This is a genomic window from Keratinibaculum paraultunense, from assembly GCF_016767175.1.
Taxonomy (GTDB): Bacteria; Bacillota; Clostridia; order Tissierellales; family Tepidimicrobiaceae; genus Keratinibaculum; species Keratinibaculum paraultunense.
Genome location: NZ_CP068564.1, coordinates 2205471 through 2224804 on the forward strand (window position 1 = coordinate 2205471; position 19334 = coordinate 2224804).

A 19334-nucleotide genomic window follows, 5' to 3' on the forward strand; every position below is an offset into this window, starting at 1 on the left:
ATTTATAGAATACTTTTCGTCTAATCTATCGTTAACTCTTTTAACTAATGTCCTTGTATTATTTGGTTTAATAAAGCCAACTTATTGCAAGCAATAAGTTGGCTTTATTTTATATTTAATATTTATTTCATAGATTCTATGATACTTTCAGCAAGAGCATCCATTTCATCGATGTTTTCCTCTTTCATGGATGATTTTATTAATACCTTATTTTCTAAAACATTCATATCTTTCATTTCAGCTAAAAGTTCTGGTATCAATTGTCCAGCTCTAGGTGCCCAAGTCCCATTTACAATTATACCCACTGTACGTTTTTGTAAATTTAATTCTTTCATAGTCAATAAATATTCTCTTACTGGCGGATAAATATTTAAATTATAAGTTGAAGAAGCTAAAACTATATGACTTAACTTAAAGGTATCTGCAATTAAATAGGATACATGGGTTTTTGAAGCGTCATACATAACTATATTAGTCATACCTTTTTCTACTAATCTCCTAGCCAAGTCCTCAGCAGCTGCCTCTGTGTTTCCATACATTGAGCCATATACTATAATTACGCCTTTTTCTTCAGGTTCATAACTACTCCATTTTTCATATTTATCAATAATGTAATCCAAATTTGTACGCCATACTGGTCCATGTAATGGGCAAATATATTTAATGTCTAATTCACTAGCCTTTTTTAATAAAGTTTGAACTTGAGGTCCATATTTCCCTACTATATTAGTGTAGTATCTTCTAGCTGGTACTAAAAATTCTCTCTCAAAATCTACTTCATCGTTAAACAATCTCCCATCTAAAGAGCCAAAAGTTCCAAAAGCATCAGCAGAAAATAATACTCCATTTGTAGTATCAAAAGTTGCCATAGTCTCTGGCCAGTGAACCATTGGAGCAGATATAAATAAAAATTCATGTCCTCCAGAAGATATAGTGTCCCCATCTTTAACTTCTATATAGTTTCCATTTACTTTGAAGCCAAATTGTTCCATAAATGTAAATGTCTTTTTATTACCTATAATTTTTACATCTGGATAGTGAAATATCACTTCTCCTATACATGCTGCATGATCTGGTTCCATATGATTTATAATCATATAATCTAAAGGTCTATCGCCTAAAACATATTTTACGTTTTCTATAAATTTATTACATACTGACCAATCTACTGTGTCTAAAAGCACAGTCTTTTCATCTAAAAGTAAATATGAATTATAAGAAATACCTTCTGGAATAGGATGGATATTTTCAAATAAAGTAAGGCGACGATCATTCCCACCAACCCAATATAAATCCTTAGTTACTTCTCTAACATTGTACATTAATATATCCCCCTTTCTATATTTTTTATTTTAGTTATATTGAAAATATTATGTTTAATATCATTGTTCAATAAAACTTTTAACATTATATCAAAAAATTATTATTAACATTATTTTCTGCAATTTTTACAATTAATTTTGATGCTAATTTCATAGATTCTATTGGAATAAATTCATATCTTCCATGAAAATTATATCCTCCTGTAAATAAATTTGGACAAGGTAATCCCATATAAGAAAGTCTTGCTCCATCTGTGCCACCTCTAATAGGTTTAATATTAGGCTCTATTCCAAGATCTAACATAGATTTCTTAGCTAGCTCTATAATTTCCATATGAGATTCTATTTTTTCTCTCATATTATAATAACTATCTTTTATTTCTATGTTTATTATATCTCCATATTTATCATTTAAAAAATCTACTACATTCCTAATATAATTTTTCTTTTGTTCAAATTTTTCCATAAAATGATCTCTAATAATATAATTCATTATAGTATAATCTACACTGCCATTAACATTATCCAATAAATAAAAGCCTTCATAGCCTTCTGTATATTCAGGCTTTTCATTTACTGGTAGCATATTTTCAATTTCCATAGCTACTCTTAAAGAGTTTATCATAATACCCTTAGCTGTACCAGGATGTACATTTTTACCTTGAATTTCTATCTTTACCGAAGCCGCATTAAAATTTTCATACTCCAATTCTCCTAAAGGTCCACCATCTATAGTATATGCAAAATCAGCATTAAATCCTTTTACATCAAATTTATCTGCTCCTCTACCAATTTCCTCATCAGGTGTAAATGCAATTTTAATATCTCCATGCTTTATTTCTGGATGATTAATCAAATATTCCACAGCATTCATTATAGCAGCAATTCCTGCCTTATCATCTGCACCTAATAGTGTAGTTCCATCTGTAGTAATCAATTCTTTACCTACTAAATCTTTAAGATATGGAAACTCTTTTTCAGTCATAGTATATTGGTTGTTTAATTTAATATCTCCTCCTTCATAAGTAAAAATCCTTGGATTTATACATTTCCCGTCTAAATCTGGACTAGTATCTAAATGAGCAATAAATCCTATAGTAGGTACCTTTTTATCTATATTAGATTTAAGAGTTGCATATACATACCCATTTTCATCCTGCTTAGCATCTTCTATACCTAATTCTTTCAATTCTTCTACTAATAATTTACCTAGCTCTAATTGACCCTTAGTGCTAGGACAAGTACTAGAATTTTCATCAGACCTAGTATCTATTCCTATATATTTTATAAATCTTTCTACAATTTTATCCATATAATCATCCTTTCATTAGTATTCTATATATAATTATAATATTACAATATCGTATGAATAACAAGCATTACTATTGAAAAAACTCCTATTATTCCCATTAAAGGAAGAATAAATTTTAACCATTTATCATAGGTTACATCCACCATCTCTAAAGTTGCTAAAATAAGCCCTGTTGGAGTTATAAAAGCCATCCAACCTTGACCCCAATTATATGCAGATACTACAACTGCTCTAGATATACCTACAGTATCAGCTAAGGGTGCCATAATTGGCATGGATAATGTTGCCAATCCTGAGGAAGATGGTACAAAAAAACCTAAAATACTAAATAATAACATTTGTACAGCTGCAAAGATTCCTGTATTCATGTTTTTAATTATAGAAGAAGTATAAAACAACAATGTATCAGAGATCATTCCATTGTCCATAACAATATTAATTGCTCTCGCAACTCCAATAATTAATACCACACTTATTAAGTCTGCTGCTCCATCTAAAAAAGTATTAACAGCTTCCTTTTCTGAAAGCCCAGATAAAAATATAATTATTATAGCTACTGCTAAAAACAATGCTGACATCTCAGGAAACCACCAAGTTCCTGTAGATACTCCCCAAATCATAATTGGAAAAGCTACTAAAAATATTATAAGAATTAATATTCTTCTCCAATCGAATGGGATCACATTATCTGGGTCATAGTCCTTCAAAAATTTTTCTTCAATTTTATCCATTTCTTCATAAATTAGAGAATTTCTACGATCTTTTTGAGTTTTTTTTGCATAATAATAAATATATATTAATGTTATAATCATAGCTAAAATCAATGATATAATTCTAAAAGTAAGTCCCTCATTGAAAGATATACCCGCTGCATTAGATGCTATAACTACAGAAAATGGATTTGTTGTAGAAAACATAGTTCCAATTGAAGAACCCATATAAATTGCTGCAATACAAACTATAGCATCATAGCCACTGGCTATAAATATAGGCATTAGTATAGGATATAGGGCAATAGTTTCTTCCGCTAATCCAAAAGTTGTACCTCCTAATGCTATCAGTGAAAAAATAATTATTACTAAGAAAAATTCCTTCCCTTGAGTTCGCCTTGATAATGCAGCAATAGCCGCATCAAAAGTACCAGTTTTGTTAATTAATCCAATAATGCCTCCCAATATAAGTACAAAAACCATTATATCTACAGTATCCATTATCCCTTGCACTGGAGCCATTATAATTGATACTATCCCTTGAGGCGATTGAGGAATTCTTTGATAAGTATCTGGAATTGCAATAGGTTTTCTAATACTACCATCTTTAAATTTACTTATATCCATTTTAATATTTAAGTTATCTAATGTTTTTTGAGTAGCTGAAACTGTGGTAGTATTCCCTTCTTGGTCTTCTATTACAAAAACATCCATTTCACTATCATATACTAATTTAGAATAAAGCCCTGCTGGCACTATATAGGTAAGAGCTGCTGCTAGTATTAAAACAATGAACAAAACTGTAAAAGCCGTTGGAAATTCTAATTTCTTCTTTTTATTCATTTCTTCACCTCTAATTTAAAATTTATTTTGTAGTTTTATTTTTTCCAAAGCCTTTAATTTTATCCACTAAAATATTTTAGTTTATAACGTAAAAAAAGGGTTGATATATCAACCCTTTTTACTTCATCATTTCCGTATCTAAAATTATATAATTGGCTCTATGAATATACAAAGATTTCCCATCAATGTTAAGTCTTGTCATCTTAGGTAAATCATCAGGAACTGTTACATACACATTTTTACCTTGATAAACAGCTAGAGGAATTCCCATTTGACTAGAAATAATAATAGTTTTTTCTTTCCCAATTTTATTTTTTATATTATTGATAAACCTGTCCATAGGAACAAATCCTCCACCTTTACCTACAGTTATATCACTAGGCAATTCAAAATCCTCAACCACATCTAAGCCGTCTTCTGCAAAAATAACAGTATTTCCTACTTGAAACATTTGCTTTCCATTTACAGTTATTTCAAGTACTCCAGATTGATATCCTGTAGATGATGGATCAATATTAGCTTCATTTTCTAAAACTCCTACTGTTACTTTACTTCCATCTACTTCTAGGGTTTTATTTGCATAATGATCATAGGCTGAGATAGTAAAATGTATACCTATTAATTCACCTCTAATAGTTTTAAGCTTGTCCCTAATTTGAGCACAACCTGATAAGCTAAATATAAATATGTTTATTATAAGTATTAATACAATTTTTGATTTTTTATTTAACTTTTTCATTTTCTCTCCTTTTTTAAAAAATTTACAAACTAAAGATTATTTCTTATACAACATTATAGCATAGATTGCAAACAATACATCTAGAAATAGTAATTTAAATTTATATATTATATGATATATAATGAAATAAGAAAAAATTTTCACTATGGAGGTATATTCATGTATAAACAAGATTATATAATGCGTCAAATTAGAAATTTAGTAAGATTTTTATCTAAAATATTTTTAAATAAAGATATACCAATTTACCAATTACCAGATACAGGAGAATATACAGATACTGATTATCTGTATAAAGAATTGCTTTTTTTATTAAATCAAGGAAAAATAAATGAAGCGGAGAATTTATTATTTGAAAATTTAGATCCAGGTAATAAAAAATATATAGAATTAGCTTTAGACTTCTATGAAAAAATAAACAATTTTAGCGATGATTATTTAAGTGAAAATAATTTTACCAGAAAAGAAATAGAAGAAGGATTAAAGGAATTAAGTAAAAAGCTTGGTTTGAAGATGTTTTTCTCCTAAAAATCTTTCGTGAGCCTCCCATCGCTGAAGTGACGACTTATAGCATCACTACTAAAATTTCAATTTCCTGTTTCATTGACCTCGTAATCTACTATCTAGGTAAAGAAACAAAGCGATTCACACAAAAGCATAGCTTTTGGTTCTCTGCTTTTTCACAGGCGTTAATTCCGATAGTCCCTATCCTATTATATTTCAATAAGTATGCAATTTCAAACTTACACCATTACCTCTAAATCTTTTAAACTTCTTTTTTATACCATTCTCAATATGAGATTGAGTTCTCCATGTATCAGTTCTACCAACAAAATAAATAAAATATGTTTAGTAGTTAACTCATAAGGTAGAATGAACCTTTATATTAATAGAACCAATTTATATAAAATAGTAAATTTTGTTTCTAATTTCCTACTAATAACAATTCTTCTAAGTTAAAGAATAATTTAACCTTATTATTTTTCTCTAATACTCGATTTATTGCCCAATAAATCTCCTTTTCTTTTTGTCTAAATATATAGTTATCAATAATTCCTATAGAATTTTGATATGCAAGTTCAGCTAAAGCCTGACAAAGCTTAATAATATATTTTGCAATATTATCTTCTTTATAGACAAATTTATTGGCATCCATTTCCATAGGATTTCTCAGGTATAATTCAATACAAAAGTCTTCATCTTGTCTAATTCATATAATGTAAACTATTATTCTATATTTGGATTATTAATAATTCCAATAAATAAAGGTGACCCATCTACCCCTGTTATTGCAAATATAAAAGGTCTGTTTAATATCATTTCAGCTTTTCCATCTGGCTGTGCTTCTCCACAATAATCTATTTGGGTAAAAGCTGTAGCTTCTACTCCTTTCTCATCAATTGATATAGCTGAATTTTGCTTAATACCTGAAATAAATAAGGGTTTAGTATTTGAAAGATTAGTGAAATCTGCTGTTATTTCAAATGCCTTTTCTATTCCTAAAGTTTCACAAATATCCTTTAACTCAAGACTTGAAGAAAAGTTAATTTAGGAATCTTAAATATAACTTCTCCCATCTGCATTTCATCTGTTGATAATGAATTTAAAGCTTCATCCAATAATTCTGGATCTGATATAATATCATATGGAGATACTCCTTCATCAGGTAAAATAAATACCATTTGACTACTATTCTTTAAATTAAGATAAGAAACAGTATATCCATCAACACCTACAAAACTGTGACTACCATAGGTCATATTCATAAAATCAGATTTAACTGTGCTTCCATCTGCAAGATAAAATTCATCTTCTATGGTATTCTTAACATTAAAACTATCTACCCATTCATCATAAAAATATATAGTATTTATCAATGTCATTACATCATCTGAATTAAAGGAAAAATCGTCAGAATTATTTCCAAGCTTCCCACCTGTTTGTTCTGATACCTATTTGCTAATCCTTTTAGGGCTTTCTTTATCATTAAAATCTAGACTAAAAGAACTAGCATAATATTCTTTTGCCAGTAAATCTAGTAAATCACTATTAAATTCAACATCTTTGTTTAGCCATAAAGAATTTCCAAGACTTAGTTTTCCTATTTCATTATGATAATAAAGTCTTCTAAATAATTTCCCCGTTTCACTTCTTACCATTTCAATATTATCCATATTTAATGCTCCTAAAATCTCTTTTTGAGTATCTCCATTAGCGGTTTCAGAAGCCATAGATAAAGCCATATATAAACTTATTGGAGAATAAAGACTATTTGTATCTTTGTCTGTTTCCCTTAGTACTAATGAAGAAGATTTAATTGAAAAATCCTTAAGGTTTTTTAAGAAACTTTCATCTATATCTTCTCTTCTATTTATCTTTTCATCTAAATCATCAAATTTAATTTTTGTTGGATACGTTGGTTCTGCTATGGCATAGATATCCATTCTATTACTCTTATTAAAGAAACTATATAGAACTACTACCATAGCTACCATTAGTATAGCAAATTTAAAAATATTTTTAGATCTTCTTTTATTTACATTTGTATTTAGCATCTTTTCTATGGTATATTCTTTTATAGATTTATCCACTTTAATATCATTATTTGCTTCTCTATATAATTTTCTAAACATAATCAATCTCCCCTTTCAGAGATTCCTTTAACATATTTCTTCCCCTATGTAATTGGGATTTCACTGTCCCTTCTTTTATCCCAAGTGCCTCAGCTATTTCTTTAATAGACATATCTTCATAGTAAAAAAGATGGATCACTGTTCTATATTTTTTGGGCAATTCTAATACACTGCAATATACATTACTTCTTTCTTCAATACTAAATATTAGATTATCTATCATAGAAACTGTTTTTTTTAACCATGGAGATTTAAATATATCGTAGCTACAATTTATTGTAGTCCTTATAAGCCATGCCTTACAATGCTCATCAGAAACAATTTTTTGATAATTTTTCATGTATCTAATAAAAACCTCCTGAAATACATCTTCAGCATCTGCTTTGTCCTTAGTCCTTGCCAAGGCTAATTTATATACCATATTTGAATACTGATTGACAATATTTGTAACATGCTCTTTCAAATCCAAAATATCACCACCTTTAATATTAATACTATATGAACACAAGAAAGATTGCGTTTATATAATAAAAAATAGCTTATTCACCCAATACAGATGTAACCCATTTTTTAAATAATCTACCTTCGCAGGAACGAATCTTGTACCATACAGCAATAATCATATCCAGATTATAATATACTACTTCTCGTTTAACTTCTCTATTTCCCTCGCTTTGAACTATTGCATATTTTGCAATAGTTGAATCCCTATCTAATTCTTCTTCATATATATTATTTATATGCCTAGATATAATAGACCTATCTCTTTGAAATAATATAGTACTCCTAAATGTCCCTACTTGTGATAGAGTTCACCATATCAATTCTACTGGCAAAACTTATTTGGTGGTAGATATACAATAAAAATTAACTTTAATTAATAGGAGGTATATAAAAAGCAGTAGGTTTTCATGATAATAAACCTACTGCTTTATAAAACTTATATATCTGATTCTTCATTTGTGGAAATTCAATCTATACTGAATCACTTTATCCTGCCTCAAATATTTAAGCTTTTTCAACTTATCTGAAGCTTATTTCCCACAATAATTTTTAATTTTTATTATAAACTATCTACATACTCTTTTGCTTCAACTAATTCCATTCCAGTAACATCTCTTAACTTTTTTATCTGCTTCAATAAGTTTTATTAGCTCATCTTTTAACTCATCATTTATTTTATCCTTAGATGGTTCAGGTAATCCAAGATGCTCAATAATTCTATCCAGTTTTAATTCTATACGTTTTTGATCACGCTGTAATACATTAATATTTGTATTAAAAATAGTAAATAGAATGGCTATTAAAATTATAGATATATATTCCATATTTTCTACCTCCATTGTTAGTTAATTTTATAATAAATCATCAAGTTTTTCAAACATTTTATCTCTTCATTTTTTATAATAACTAAGTATGTATATATACCAATAATTTTTTATGTATAGTTGCATATTAATGCCCATATTATTATAATTATTATTTATCTAATCTTATAATATATTGACAAGTTTTCTTTCGCCCACTTTTATAAAGCTCATGCCACTGTGGCACATCAATAATACCAACTAACTCAGCTCCACAATATTCACAGGTCTTTCTAGATGCAATATTTTCTGGTGAACATGTAATAATAATCTCTTTCATTTTATGTTTCTTTGCTAATAAAAATAACAATTTACAGACCTTCCCGGCATAATGATTTCCCCTGAAAGATTTATATATTTCATATCCTATATTTCCACCGTATTTTGTATTATCATTGTGCCCAATCCTCAAATCACACTGCCCTATTTCAATATCATCTATACTTCTCATAATTTTAAAATAATATGCAGGAACATATCCCTTTTCTATATTTTCATCAGCAGTTTTATATAAATGTAAATAAATTTCTTTGTTTTTCAAATCAGTTGTATTAAAAAACATCTTGCACCTCCTTAACATAAATTGTCAATATATTGAATAATACAAATATTATATCATTAAATAAAGATTTATAGAAATGGTTTCTAATAAGCTAATCATTATCCTATAATCCATAGCTTGTCCTACTTATGGTATGGTTCACCGTATCAGTTCTACTAGCAAAATAAATATAATGTATTTAATAGTTAAAATTAAAACACTAGGCTTCATCACCTAGAACCTAGTGTTTTAATTGCAAGATTATTAAATATAGCCTTTTCTATATGAATTTAGGCTATGACAATTTTCTAAGCTGAATAATTCCTGCACAATGGGATATAGTTGTAAAACTAATATCTTCTTTAGGAAAAAATTCTTTCAATTCATTAAATACAAAATATATTTCTTCATCATCCCAATAATTTTCATACTTTGCTTTACACTGCTCTAGCAATTCCCTTGTTTGGAAAGCTACATCTCCAATAATAATTCTACCATCTCTTGAGATATACTCTTCTAGTTTATTAATCAATTTAATTTTATCTTCATCTTCCAAATGATGCATTGCGTAGGTACTTATAATATAATCAAATTGTATACTTTCAAGTTCTTTAGGTAAACCCTTAAAAAAATCATATTGAAATAGTTTAGCTAAAGGCATTTTTTCTTTTGCTATTTCTATCATTCTTTGTGAAAAATCAATACCATATATTTTATATCCATCATCATATAGTTTTTTCGTCAATACTCCTGTACCAAATCCAATATCTAATATTTTTGCTTTTTCTTTTCTATGAACTATATTGTAAATAGTACCTAAAACATCTTTATATCCTACAAATGGATATTCATTGTCCTCCTCATTTAACTGAACACTTTTTTCGTAACCATCTGCCCATAAATCAAAACCTTTATCATCTAGCATTAAAGAAGTCCTCCTTACTAAGTTCATAGTCAACAGCAGTTCTCAATTGACCATTTTGGTCTTTCCAACAGCCTTTTCTTACTCCAACTTTCCGAGCCCCAATTTTATTTTCATAAACATATTGAGCCCTTTCGTTATCAAGCATTGTATCCCAAATAATTTTCTCTATTGGAAATTTGGAATTTATGACCTCATCTGTAAAAAGGAATTCAAATAACATTCTGATAATTTTAGGCCCATATCCTTGATTCTGGTAACTAAAATCACATATTTTCCATCCAGGATATGCTACATTATCATCTTTAATCCTATAACTTAGTTCCCCTACAAGTTTGCCATCAATTTCTATCACACAAAGCTGGCTTAATTTGCCTTCCCAGCTTCTGATATTATTCATAGTATCTTCTAAAGATTCCATCAAACCATTGGGAAAACCTGCATGTTCCATAACCCTACCATCATTCCACCACTTGTTTAATTGAATAGCATCATCGATAGTAGCACTTCTAATTACAATATTATCCTTTTGAATTCTCATACTTTCCTCCATTAAATTTATTTGGAGGGTTTATAGGGCGTGAACCCTCCTTACACGCTTAGCTGTTATTTTTATCATAACGACCACTTCCTTTTTTATTATTTCTATGAAAACACCTATGGTGTTATCTACTTTAGTAAACCTTCAGTTATAAATTCGCTTATACAATCAAATGGATATTTCACTTATTTATACCTCCATTTGCTACATATAATATAAAAATAAGCAATAAGAATATTTTAATTTTTCTAACTGAAATATAGAAGTTGAAAATTAGAGGATTAATCATCCATTTAAATTTATTAATAACATTCCAACCAAGAAAGCCATTTACTGATAGCTTATTTCCTTCTTTATCAAAGCCAAAATCTAATTGATTATCTGGTACAGTAATTACACTTATATTTTTAATAGTGTTATTTCCAATTTGAAGCATAGGTATTGTACCCTTAGTAACTTTTTCTGTCCTTCCTGTATTTCCTCCTACTATTATCGAATCAGATGAAGGCAATGCTCCAATACTATTAGCTACTGATTCGCTAATTGCTGTAATTGAAGCACCTGTATCAAAAAATAAGTGGAATCTTTTCGCTATCTACTAAAATATCGATGAAAAACAAATTTACAATAGTAGTGAACAAAATTAATATTATACCTATATAATACAGGATTTTTGATTGTAAAACATCACTTAAAATAAATAATAATATAGAAAATGCAGCGATAAACATGACTTTCCCTATAAACTTACAAAGTGAAATAACGTTATATTTTTCTTAGTCTTTTTTAGGGATAGTATTAAAACCAGCAATTAAAAAGGAACCATTTCCTAAAGAAAAAATTATACCTAATAAAATGAAAAATACTACAAAGATTATTTCAATAATCACTTTTATCATCCTTCTACTATACTCACCAGGACACATTTTATTACTTATACATACATTATACCATTAAATGACAATTTATTATAGTCATAGTCATACACAGGAGACCAAAGGTCTCCCCTACAACGCATAGCTTGTCCTACTTATGGTATGGTTCACCGTATCAGTTCTACTCACAAAACTTATTTGATGATAAGTATATAATAAAAATAAAAACCAGTAGGTTTTCTAACATAATAAACCTGCTGGTTAATCCCCTACATTTTCTATAGCTATTGTTTCTATATTCTCTTGACTACATACACTTTTTAATTTAATATCATTTGTAATAAAATAATCAACATTCATAGATATGCCTGTAGCTAAAATTATCGCATCTGGAGTTTTTATATTATAATTAGCCCTAAGCCTTGATGTTATATCTGCAATTTTATAATCCACATCAATAATTGATAGATTTGGATAATTGGACAATATTAATTTATACCTATTTTCTAAAAAGACATTATTATATTTTTTAGGTTTTACTAGTATTTCCATAAAAGATATTATTGACATAAAAGCTTCATTTTTACCATCTTGTATCTCTATAAAAATTTTCTCCAATTTATCTGCATAATTAGGATTATCTTCAAAATAATATATAAAACAATTAGTATCCAGTAATATAGTTTCTCTATTGTTTATTCCCATGATTCTCTTTCCTCTTTTATATATTCATTAATGTCAATATTGTTCCATAATTCCTTTCCTAATCCTCTCATAACTTTTGCAAAACTATCTGGCTTTTCCATTAATAAGATTTGCCTAGCTTCTTCGTCATATAACCATATAATTTCAGCACCTGGTCTCAATCCTGCTTTTTTTAATATTTCTTCTGGTATCTTTAAACTTCGGTCCTCATTCAGCTTAGAAATAAGACTCATTATTAACACTTCCTTCCTTTTATAGATATCTTATGAGATATTAACTTACATATATTATATCATTATTTTTTACGCATTGTCTGAATTTGTACTAGTTTTTCTTGCCTTTACTATAATTATAGATGCAATTTGTATTATGAAAGAAACAATTGTTATTAGTACTAAAAAACCAACAGGAGTAAAGGGCTTGAAATACCAGCTCCATACTTCTGATTGTAGCTTTCTTAAAATAAAAAAATATGATGAAATAAAACTTAATATGTTCCCAATAACAAGTATAATAGTATTATGTGTTCTAATGGCAGTTCTACAAAGGGTTCCAAAACCTGCTATCATAGATCCATAGAATATCATTGTTCCAGAAGTAGCATCACCATTCATAGCCAGATATCCATATGGAATACAATAAGCCATAAGCATTAAAAATTTTATTAGTTTTTTATTCATGTACCTTGTTCCCCCAATTTATATTTTGTTACACCTAAATCTATTAATGAACATTTTATAAAAGAAGCGTTACTAAATATTTTAGTTTCTAAATCTTAAAACAAATCAATTATGAAGATAACAGGAGCAAAAACATATGCAAATGGCATGGCTATCTTACTGGTTGAAATGAATCTTATAGTCTTATTACCTTCAATCCATACACTGACTCTCTTACTAACATATGGAAATAGAATCGTAGCAATTACAAAATATATACTAATTATAATATATGGAAATTTAAAAAGTTTTACCTTGAAATAGTCTGTCATTAAAACGTAATATCCAAAATAAAAAAAACCTCCAATTATTAAGCCCATTACTATATCAAAAGAAGTTATTTTGCTTTCTTCTTTCTTTTTATTTTCCTCAATAATATCCCTAAAATTTTCGTTTAAATCTTTTCCCATACTCTATCATCTCCCTATATAAAAGGTATCATATTATTTATATATTATCTAACATTTATAATAATAAATATAGTAAACCTATAAGTGCAATAAATTTTATCAAAAATGTTGTAGTATCTTTATCTTTTTCTCTTTGTCTAGTAAATACTCTTCCGTCAATTATGCTAATAAGAAGTAATACTATAATCATATAAGGTTTCAGTCTTGGTTCATAAGGTGATTTTATTATTATAACAACACCTGCTGATATAATTACTATTAAAGAAAATATAACTTTTGCTATTTTCAAAAAAACACCTCTTTTAATTCACAAATTATAAATCTTATTAGTGAACACTTTTCTACTTATATGACATACCTAATATATATTAACATTATACCATTAAATAACAATTTATTATAGTCAGACACAGGAGACCAAAGGTCTCCCCTACAACATGTAGCTTGTCCTACTTATGATACGGTTCACCGTATCAGTTCTACTCACAAAACTTATTTGGTAATTAATGTATCAAAGAAAAATAGATTTAAGTAGAAAATATACAAAAAACCAATAGGTTTTTATCACAATAAGCCTACTGGTTTATTCGGTTATTCTGTATAATCTTTTATTATTAACTCTAAATATCACATTTACTTTACAATGATTATCCCCAATATGATAATTTCAAAAACATATTTACAATCTTTTGTAATTCAGAAAATTCTTCTTCACTTAGTACATCATAATCCCTACCATAAATACCCCTTGACTCCAAACTCCATAAAAATGATTTAAAGTTGGGGTATTTATGAATATTCTTCTTCAATAAATATATAAAATGCTCTAACTTCTGATAATTAATAGTATTATTGTTTTTTTCTTGCTTATATAAGGATAAATCTAGTATTAATTCTAAAGGTTTAGTAATTCTATATCTATAATCATTAGTATTATTAGGTAAAAAATCACTTTTATAGTTTTCATAACTTTCACATACGATTCTATACATAGTATCTCTCCCTAAACTGCGGTAATCTTTTTATAAATTGATTTTTTTTAGATTCATATAAATCATCTCTCAACAATACCTCATCTATAATTTGATTTATTAGTTCTTTATCGGCTATATCTATAAGTTCATCTATATCCTCTATGTCTTTTTGTTCTAGCCTGATTATTTTGCTTACAATTATATCTTCAGGGGACAATAAATATACATTTAAATATCTAAATTTGTTTAGCTTTATAGCTCTTTCCTTATATTTAGGTGATATTATAGTGCTTTCATATTCTAACATATCGAAGTTCCTTAATTGTACAAAAACTCTCCCTAATTTAGAAGAATAATTTAAATCTATAAAATCAAAATCCCTTGTGGCTCTTTTTGTATATCCCCCTAATATACAGGCAGCTCCTCCTAAAAAATATATGTCGAAAGGTTCAATATCAAAAGCTATAGCGACCTTCTCCATATCAAAGATTTTATCTTCTAATTGTTTCTTTAATTCCATAATTACCACCCTATATTTATATAGTAATATTATTATATCATATTATCTATTACATATAATGTAAACTATTATTCTATATTTGGATTATTAATAATTCCAATAAATAAAGGTGACCCATCTACCCCTGTTATTGCAAATATAAACAGTGTATCCATCAGCACCTAAAAACCATAACTACCATAAGTCATATTCATAAAATCAGATTTAACTGTGCTTCCATCTGCAAGATAAAATTCATCTTCCATTGTGGTTCTTATGAGCTATGCCTTGCAATGTTCATCAGAAACAATTTTATGATAATTTTTCATATATCTAATAAATACTTCCTGAAATACATCTTCTGCATCTGACTTGTTTTTTGTTCTTGCTAAAGCTAATTTATAAACCATATCAGAATATTGATTGATAATATTTGTAACATTCTCTTTCAAATCCAAAGATATCAGCACCTTTAATATTAATACTATATGAACACAAGAAAGATTGCGTTTATATAGTATAATAGCTCGTCCTACTTATGATACGGTTCACCGTATCGGTTCTACTCGCAAAATTTATTTGGTAGTTGATGTATCAAAGAAAAATAAATTTAAGTAGAAAAAACACCAAAAAACCAGTAGGTTTTCACCATAATAAACCTACTGGTTTTATAAAACTGATATATCTGATTCTTCACTCCTGAGCGTTCAATATATACTGAATCACTTTATCTTGCCTTGAATATTTAAACCTTTTCAACTTATCCAAGACTTATTTCCCACAATAATTCTTAATGTTTATCATAAACTATCTACATAATCCTTTGCTTCAACTAATTCCATTCCAGTAACATCCCTTAACCTTTTTATTGCTTTAACTTTTTTATTTGCTTCAATAAGTTTTACTAGCTCATCTTTTAACTCATCATTTATTTTCTCTTTAGATGGTTCAGGTAATCCAAGATGCTCAATAATTCTATCTAGTTTTGATTCTATACGTTTTTGGTCACGTTGTAATGCACTAATATTTTTATTAAAAATAGTAAATAGAAAAGTTATTAAAATTACAGATATATATTCCATATCCTCAACCTCCATTGCTAGTTAATATTATAATAGATATATCATTTTATTTTCAACTATTAAACAACTATAATTTTCATTGGCATATAGTATAAATATTATATCACTAGCAGTAGATTTATTATAAAAATAATCTACTGCTTATATTACAACACTATTAAAAACTTATGAATTTAATTTATTATCTATTGTAAACTTCTCCTCGAGATGCAATTTGAATAATATTTATAATTAAGTTTTTTTCATCTTTACTAAATACAATTCTATATTTACCAACTCTCAGCATATAATCTTCAGTATCCCCTTGTAGCTTTTTAACATCCCCAGACGGGAGTTGGTTTATAGCCTTAATTATTCTCAATTGAGTATTTTTATCTAGCCTTTTTAGATACTTAAGACAAGCTTTTTCATATTTAATATTATATTTCATTTTTATTAATCCCTAGTTCTTTCAAAAGGTCATCTTGGTCAATAAATTCACCTTTTAATTTAATGTCTTCCAAATGAAGACGTTCTTCTTCAGTTATATATTCATGTTCTAGTTCATTTATTTCATTCCATTTATCTTGGGTCTCTTTAAATTTTAAAAACTCAGCCAAGTCAATAACTGTTTTAATATTCTCTGGCCTTAGCTCATCTTTTAATATTTTTTCAATTTTTTTTGCAAGGGTCATGATTCTCCCCTCCCTATTTATAATACTTTTTTTTAAAAATACTAATAAAAAATTATTATATATTATATCATATTATTTACTACATATAATATAAATGATGTGCAAGAATTAAAATTTTTTTATTTATTATTTTTATCTATCTTGATTATAGGTAAATCTATAAATTCCAATTCTTTTTCAGCTTCCGTTTTTGAAAGATAAAATCTAACCTTATCATAAAACTTTAGGTTCTCTTTCCAAGATTCCATATTTTTTAGAAAGTCTATTCCATTTTCAGCAACTATAAAGCATTCCAATTCACTGCTGATATAACAAATTGGTGCATCACTCTCTATGTCACATTGCTGCCCAATTGTTCCTATATATCCACCTATGCTATCTATCGCCATAATATCTACCTGGGGAATTGTATAAAATTCTACATTTGTGATACAGTCGTCAAATATAAATTGAATATCATAATTGTCAGCATATTTTTGATAATCTTTTTTTAGATTAACATCCATAGAATAGATTGTGGTTCCTGCTAATATAATCTCAGTATCATCACCTACAAATATACTTATAGCTTCTTTTTCTGTCAATTCTGTTATATCCAGATAAGCCTTTCTCATCTTTAACCTCCTCAAAATATTTACTATGTAAATATAAATCTACATAAACTACATCTAATATAAAAAATGAGTCACAAAATTATAATTTTTAAACCTAAACTTTAATAAGGGTTATTATAGAAATATATCCATACAGCAATAATCAGAATTAATATAATTATGGAAATCATTCCTAAAGGCTTGTTTCTATTAATTATTCCATAGATTATACCGATAATTGCAGCTATTGTAAGAGCAATGCCAAATGCCATACATCACAACTCCTTTATTTTATTGCCACCATTTATTTTCATATTTCGAAAGATTTGGTTCTGACTGGATAAGCTCATACTTTATAAAAAGTGCGTACTATCTCAAATTCCCGTTCTTATCAAATCTTTTTCGAAGTGCCATTTCAGTTGGTATTAATGATAAAATCATTATTGCTAATCCAATAAAGGTAATCCATATAGATATAACCTCATAATTATCTTTAAATAAAAACATTACAACTATAGAAATTATTAACCAGATGATTCCAACCCATCTCCAAATCTTAGCATTATGTGCATGAGCAAACTTCCATGTTTCATTATTTTTCATAGACATTGAAGTTCTATATCCATATGCCCAATTTATGCTTTTAGGTGGATGACTTTTCCATAAGATTCCAAATATAATCATCGTAACTGGAATTAAAGAATTCATCACTAAAAGAAATACAAACATTCAAATCACTTCCTTCTTTTTACACCTGCTTACTTCACATAATTCTACTTATACTTACTATACCATTTAATTCTACCTTATGATAACCCCTCAAACATTATCCTATAACCCATAGCTTGTCCTATTTATGATAGGGTTCACCGTATCAACTCCACTCGCAAAATGAATAGGATATGTTTAGTAGTTAATATAGGCTGATAAAAATAAGCATTAGGTTTTATCACATAAACCTAATGCTTCTGTTCTAATATTATTAAAAACTTTAAAAATTAACTTATTATCCTTTTATGCCCCTATCCCCAATATGATAATTTTAGAAACATATTTACAATCTTTTGTAATTCAGAAAATTCTTCTTCACTTAGTACACCATAATCCCTACCATAGATACCCCTTGATTCTAAACTCCATAAAAGTGATTTAAAATTAGGATATTCATGAATATTCTTCTTCAATAAATATATAAAATGCTCCAATTTCTGATAATTAATAGTATTATTATTTTTTTCCTCTTCATATAAAGATAAGTCTAATATTAATTCTAGGGGTTCAGTAATTTTATATCTATAATCATCAGTATTATTGGGTGAAAAATCACTTTTATAGTTTTCATAGCTTTCACATACTATTCTATACATAGTATCTCTCCCTAAACTGTGGTAATCTTTTTATAAATTGATTTTTTTTAGATTCATATAAATTATCTCTCAACAATACCTCATCTATAATTTGATTTATTAATTCTTTATCAGATATATCTATAAGTTCATCTATATCCTCTATGTCTTTTTGTTCTAGTCTGATTATTTTGCTTACAATTATATCTTCAGGGGACAATAAATATACATTTAAATATTTAAATTTGTTTAGCTTTATGGCTCTTTCCTTATATTTAGGTGATATTATAGTGCTTTCATATTCTAACATATCGAAATCCCTTAATTGTACAAAAACTCTCCCTAATTTAGAAGGATAATTTAAATCTATAAAATCAAAATCCCTTGTGGCCCTTTCAGTATATTCTCCTAATATACAGGCAGCCCCTCCTAAAAAATATATGTCGAAAGGTTCAATATCAAAAGCTATAGCAACTTTCTCCATATCAAAAATTCTATCTTCTAACTGTTTCTTTAATTCCATAGTT

At 27.7% G+C, this 19334-nt stretch carries 30 protein-coding genes and 1 pseudogene; 1 reads left to right on the forward strand and 30 read right to left on the reverse strand.

The window, feature by feature from the left end; translation table 11 throughout:
- Positions 1-122: 122 nt before the first annotated feature.
- From JL105_RS10795 to JL105_RS10810, 4 genes are all read right to left on the reverse strand, one after another.
- Positions 123-1322: an FprA family A-type flavoprotein gene (locus tag JL105_RS10795; RefSeq protein WP_132029044.1), complete on the reverse strand. Its 1200-nt coding sequence runs from the start codon at positions 1320-1322 to the stop codon at positions 123-125.
- Between the two features lie 85 nt (positions 1323-1407).
- Positions 1408-2634, reverse strand: coding sequence for a peptidase T (gene pepT, locus JL105_RS10800; protein ID WP_132029047.1), 1227 nt, complete (start codon positions 2632-2634; stop codon positions 1408-1410).
- A 41-nt stretch (positions 2635-2675) separates the two neighbouring features.
- Complete coding sequence (locus JL105_RS10805) at positions 2676-4187, reverse strand: YfcC family protein (protein ID WP_132029050.1); 1512 nt, start codon at positions 4185-4187, stop codon at positions 2676-2678.
- Positions 4188-4305: 118 nt separating this feature from the next.
- Positions 4306-4926, reverse strand: coding sequence for a DUF5052 family protein (locus JL105_RS10810; RefSeq protein WP_132029053.1), 621 nt, complete (start codon positions 4924-4926; stop codon positions 4306-4308).
- Between the two features lie 159 nt (positions 4927-5085).
- Between JL105_RS10810 and JL105_RS10815 the strand changes: the two genes are divergently transcribed.
- Positions 5086-5454, forward strand: coding sequence for a DUF6483 family protein (locus tag JL105_RS10815; protein WP_132029056.1), 369 nt, complete (start codon positions 5086-5088; stop codon positions 5452-5454).
- Between the two features lie 397 nt (positions 5455-5851).
- Here the strand turns inward: JL105_RS10815 and JL105_RS10820 are convergent, their stop codons facing one another.
- From JL105_RS10820 to JL105_RS10955, 26 genes and pseudogenes are all read right to left on the reverse strand, one after another.
- Positions 5852-6088, reverse strand: a complete 237-nt coding sequence (locus tag JL105_RS10820) for a hypothetical protein (protein WP_158280055.1) — start codon at positions 6086-6088, stop codon at positions 5852-5854.
- Between the two features lie 65 nt (positions 6089-6153).
- A pseudogene (locus JL105_RS11635) lies at positions 6154-7559 on the reverse strand (serpin family protein).
- A complete protein-coding gene (locus tag JL105_RS10840; RefSeq protein WP_202690519.1) occupies positions 7552-8028 on the reverse strand; it encodes an RNA polymerase sigma factor in 477 nt (158 codons plus the stop codon). Before JL105_RS10840 ends, JL105_RS11635 begins: the two are co-directional and overlap by 8 nt.
- Positions 8029-8098: 70 nt before the next feature.
- Positions 8099-8338 carry a RhuM family protein gene (gene rhuM / locus JL105_RS11725; RefSeq protein WP_132029207.1) on the reverse strand — a complete coding sequence of 80 codons (240 nt, stop codon included), beginning with the start codon at positions 8336-8338 and terminating at the stop codon, positions 8099-8101.
- Between the two features lie 312 nt (positions 8339-8650).
- The gene (locus JL105_RS10850; protein ID WP_202690520.1) at positions 8651-8887 is read right to left on the reverse strand and encodes a hypothetical protein; all 237 of its coding nucleotides are present in this window, start codon (positions 8885-8887) and stop codon (positions 8651-8653) included.
- Between the two features lie 151 nt (positions 8888-9038).
- A complete protein-coding gene (locus JL105_RS10855) occupies positions 9039-9488 on the reverse strand; it encodes a GNAT family N-acetyltransferase (protein WP_132029068.1) in 450 nt (149 codons plus the stop codon).
- 274 nt (positions 9489-9762) lie between these two features.
- A complete protein-coding gene (locus JL105_RS10860; protein ID WP_132029071.1) occupies positions 9763-10392 on the reverse strand; it encodes a class I SAM-dependent methyltransferase in 630 nt (209 codons plus the stop codon).
- Positions 10382-10930 carry a GNAT family N-acetyltransferase gene (locus tag JL105_RS10865; protein WP_158280056.1) on the reverse strand — a complete coding sequence of 183 codons (549 nt, stop codon included), beginning with the start codon at positions 10928-10930 and terminating at the stop codon, positions 10382-10384. Before JL105_RS10865 ends, JL105_RS10860 begins: the two co-directional genes overlap by 11 nt.
- Positions 10931-11111: 181 nt before the next feature.
- A complete protein-coding gene (locus JL105_RS10870) occupies positions 11112-11525 on the reverse strand; it encodes a retropepsin-like aspartic protease (RefSeq protein WP_132029077.1) in 414 nt (137 codons plus the stop codon).
- Between the two features lie 181 nt (positions 11526-11706).
- Entirely contained in the window at positions 11707-11856 is a 150-nt protein-coding gene (locus JL105_RS11730) for a DUF3784 domain-containing protein (protein WP_420485347.1), read from the reverse strand.
- A 210-nt stretch (positions 11857-12066) separates the two neighbouring features.
- Positions 12067-12510: a type II toxin-antitoxin system VapC family toxin gene (locus JL105_RS10880; RefSeq protein ID WP_132029080.1), complete on the reverse strand. Its 444-nt coding sequence runs from the start codon at positions 12508-12510 to the stop codon at positions 12067-12069.
- Positions 12501-12743, reverse strand: coding sequence for a hypothetical protein (locus JL105_RS10885; protein ID WP_132029083.1), 243 nt, complete (start codon positions 12741-12743; stop codon positions 12501-12503). Before JL105_RS10885 ends, JL105_RS10880 begins: the two co-directional genes overlap by 10 nt.
- A 69-nt stretch (positions 12744-12812) precedes the next feature.
- The gene (locus tag JL105_RS10890; protein WP_132029086.1) at positions 12813-13190 is read right to left on the reverse strand and encodes a hypothetical protein; all 378 of its coding nucleotides are present in this window, start codon (positions 13188-13190) and stop codon (positions 12813-12815) included.
- 95 nt (positions 13191-13285) lie between these two features.
- The gene (locus tag JL105_RS10895) at positions 13286-13639 is read right to left on the reverse strand and encodes a hypothetical protein (RefSeq protein ID WP_132029089.1); all 354 of its coding nucleotides are present in this window, start codon (positions 13637-13639) and stop codon (positions 13286-13288) included.
- A 55-nt stretch (positions 13640-13694) separates the two neighbouring features.
- The gene (locus tag JL105_RS10900; protein ID WP_132029092.1) at positions 13695-13928 is read right to left on the reverse strand and encodes a hypothetical protein; all 234 of its coding nucleotides are present in this window, start codon (positions 13926-13928) and stop codon (positions 13695-13697) included.
- A 358-nt stretch (positions 13929-14286) separates the two neighbouring features.
- Positions 14287-14631: a hypothetical protein gene (locus tag JL105_RS10905; protein WP_132029095.1), complete on the reverse strand. Its 345-nt coding sequence runs from the start codon at positions 14629-14631 to the stop codon at positions 14287-14289.
- Entirely contained in the window at positions 14624-15133 is a 510-nt protein-coding gene (locus JL105_RS10910; protein ID WP_132029098.1) for a DUF6036 family nucleotidyltransferase, read from the reverse strand. The genes JL105_RS10905 and JL105_RS10910 overlap by 8 nt, the downstream gene beginning before the upstream one ends.
- Positions 15134-15393: 260 nt before the next feature.
- Positions 15394-15570: an RNA polymerase sigma factor gene (locus tag JL105_RS10915; RefSeq protein WP_202690522.1), complete on the reverse strand. Its 177-nt coding sequence runs from the start codon at positions 15568-15570 to the stop codon at positions 15394-15396.
- Positions 15571-15912: 342 nt separating this feature from the next.
- Positions 15913-16194 carry a ribosomal protein L7/L12 gene (locus tag JL105_RS10920; protein WP_132029101.1) on the reverse strand — a complete coding sequence of 94 codons (282 nt, stop codon included), beginning with the start codon at positions 16192-16194 and terminating at the stop codon, positions 15913-15915.
- A 181-nt stretch (positions 16195-16375) separates the two neighbouring features.
- Positions 16376-16624: a type II toxin-antitoxin system RelE family toxin gene (locus JL105_RS10925; RefSeq protein WP_132029104.1), complete on the reverse strand. Its 249-nt coding sequence runs from the start codon at positions 16622-16624 to the stop codon at positions 16376-16378.
- Positions 16614-16868 carry a hypothetical protein gene (locus JL105_RS10930; protein WP_132029107.1) on the reverse strand — a complete coding sequence of 85 codons (255 nt, stop codon included), beginning with the start codon at positions 16866-16868 and terminating at the stop codon, positions 16614-16616. The genes JL105_RS10925 and JL105_RS10930 overlap by 11 nt, the downstream gene beginning before the upstream one ends.
- 119 nt (positions 16869-16987) lie before the next feature.
- Positions 16988-17482: a hypothetical protein gene (locus JL105_RS10935; protein WP_132029110.1), complete on the reverse strand. Its 495-nt coding sequence runs from the start codon at positions 17480-17482 to the stop codon at positions 16988-16990.
- 101 nt (positions 17483-17583) lie between these two features.
- Positions 17584-17733 (reverse strand): hypothetical protein, encoded by a 150-nt coding sequence (locus tag JL105_RS10940; RefSeq protein WP_158280057.1) that lies wholly within the window; start codon positions 17731-17733, stop codon positions 17584-17586.
- Between the two features lie 97 nt (positions 17734-17830).
- Positions 17831-18190, reverse strand: coding sequence for an SdpI family protein (locus JL105_RS10945; RefSeq protein ID WP_132029113.1), 360 nt, complete (start codon positions 18188-18190; stop codon positions 17831-17833).
- A gap of 293 nt (positions 18191-18483) precedes the next feature.
- Positions 18484-18828, reverse strand: coding sequence for a hypothetical protein (locus JL105_RS10950; RefSeq protein ID WP_132029116.1), 345 nt, complete (start codon positions 18826-18828; stop codon positions 18484-18486).
- Positions 18821-19330: a DUF6036 family nucleotidyltransferase gene (locus JL105_RS10955; protein WP_132029119.1), complete on the reverse strand. Its 510-nt coding sequence runs from the start codon at positions 19328-19330 to the stop codon at positions 18821-18823. The genes JL105_RS10950 and JL105_RS10955 overlap by 8 nt, the downstream gene beginning before the upstream one ends.
- Positions 19331-19334 lie beyond the last annotated feature (4 nt).

What these genes read in the sequence shown, in the direction of transcription:
- JL105_RS10795 (WP_132029044.1), bottom strand. Translation starts at nt 1,322, where the DNA reads ATGTACAATGTTAGAGAAGTAACTAAGGATTTATATTGGGTTGGTGGG.
- pepT (WP_132029047.1), bottom strand. Translation starts at nt 2,634, where the DNA reads ATGGATAAAATTGTAGAAAGATTTATAAAATATATAGGAATAGATACT.
- JL105_RS10805 (WP_132029050.1), bottom strand. Translation starts at nt 4,187, where the DNA reads ATGAATAAAAAGAAGAAATTAGAATTTCCAACGGCTTTTACAGTTTTG.
- JL105_RS10810 (WP_132029053.1), bottom strand. Translation starts at nt 4,926, where the DNA reads ATGAAAAAGTTAAATAAAAAATCAAAAATTGTATTAATACTTATAATA.
- JL105_RS10815 (WP_132029056.1), top strand. Translation starts at nt 5,086, where the DNA reads ATGTATAAACAAGATTATATAATGCGTCAAATTAGAAATTTAGTAAGA.
- JL105_RS10820 (WP_158280055.1), bottom strand. Translation starts at nt 6,088, where the DNA reads ATGGAAATGGATGCCAATAAATTTGTCTATAAAGAAGATAATATTGCA.
- JL105_RS10850 (WP_202690520.1), bottom strand. Translation starts at nt 8,887, where the DNA reads ATGGAATATATATCTATAATTTTAATAGCCATTCTATTTACTATTTTT.
- JL105_RS10855 (WP_132029068.1), bottom strand. Translation starts at nt 9,488, where the DNA reads ATGTTTTTTAATACAACTGATTTGAAAAACAAAGAAATTTATTTACAT.
- JL105_RS10860 (WP_132029071.1), bottom strand. Translation starts at nt 10,392, where the DNA reads ATGCTAGATGATAAAGGTTTTGATTTATGGGCAGATGGTTACGAAAAA.
- JL105_RS10865 (WP_158280056.1), bottom strand. Translation starts at nt 10,930, where the DNA reads ATGAGAATTCAAAAGGATAATATTGTAATTAGAAGTGCTACTATCGAT.
- JL105_RS11730 (WP_420485347.1), bottom strand. Translation starts at nt 11,856, where the DNA reads ATGTGTCCTGGTGAGTATAGTAGAAGGATGATAAAAGTGATTATTGAA.
- JL105_RS10880 (WP_132029080.1), bottom strand. Translation starts at nt 12,510, where the DNA reads ATGGGAATAAACAATAGAGAAACTATATTACTGGATACTAATTGTTTT.
- JL105_RS10885 (WP_132029083.1), bottom strand. Translation starts at nt 12,743, where the DNA reads ATGAGTCTTATTTCTAAGCTGAATGAGGACCGAAGTTTAAAGATACCA.
- JL105_RS10890 (WP_132029086.1), bottom strand. Translation starts at nt 13,190, where the DNA reads ATGAATAAAAAACTAATAAAATTTTTAATGCTTATGGCTTATTGTATT.
- JL105_RS10895 (WP_132029089.1), bottom strand. Translation starts at nt 13,639, where the DNA reads ATGGGAAAAGATTTAAACGAAAATTTTAGGGATATTATTGAGGAAAAT.
- JL105_RS10905 (WP_132029095.1), bottom strand. Translation starts at nt 14,631, where the DNA reads ATGTATAGAATCGTATGTGAAAGTTATGAAAACTATAAAAGTGATTTT.
- JL105_RS10910 (WP_132029098.1), bottom strand. Translation starts at nt 15,133, where the DNA reads ATGGAATTAAAGAAACAATTAGAAGATAAAATCTTTGATATGGAGAAG.
- JL105_RS10920 (WP_132029101.1), bottom strand. Translation starts at nt 16,194, where the DNA reads ATGGAATATATATCTGTAATTTTAATAACTTTTCTATTTACTATTTTT.
- JL105_RS10925 (WP_132029104.1), bottom strand. Translation starts at nt 16,624, where the DNA reads ATGAAATATAATATTAAATATGAAAAAGCTTGTCTTAAGTATCTAAAA.
- JL105_RS10930 (WP_132029107.1), bottom strand. Translation starts at nt 16,868, where the DNA reads ATGACCCTTGCAAAAAAAATTGAAAAAATATTAAAAGATGAGCTAAGG.
- JL105_RS10935 (WP_132029110.1), bottom strand. Translation starts at nt 17,482, where the DNA reads ATGAGAAAGGCTTATCTGGATATAACAGAATTGACAGAAAAAGAAGCT.
- JL105_RS10940 (WP_158280057.1), bottom strand. Translation starts at nt 17,733, where the DNA reads ATGGCATTTGGCATTGCTCTTACAATAGCTGCAATTATCGGTATAATC.
- JL105_RS10945 (WP_132029113.1), bottom strand. Translation starts at nt 18,190, where the DNA reads ATGTTTGTATTTCTTTTAGTGATGAATTCTTTAATTCCAGTTACGATG.
- JL105_RS10950 (WP_132029116.1), bottom strand. Translation starts at nt 18,828, where the DNA reads ATGTATAGAATAGTATGTGAAAGCTATGAAAACTATAAAAGTGATTTT.
- JL105_RS10955 (WP_132029119.1), bottom strand. Translation starts at nt 19,330, where the DNA reads ATGGAATTAAAGAAACAGTTAGAAGATAGAATTTTTGATATGGAGAAA.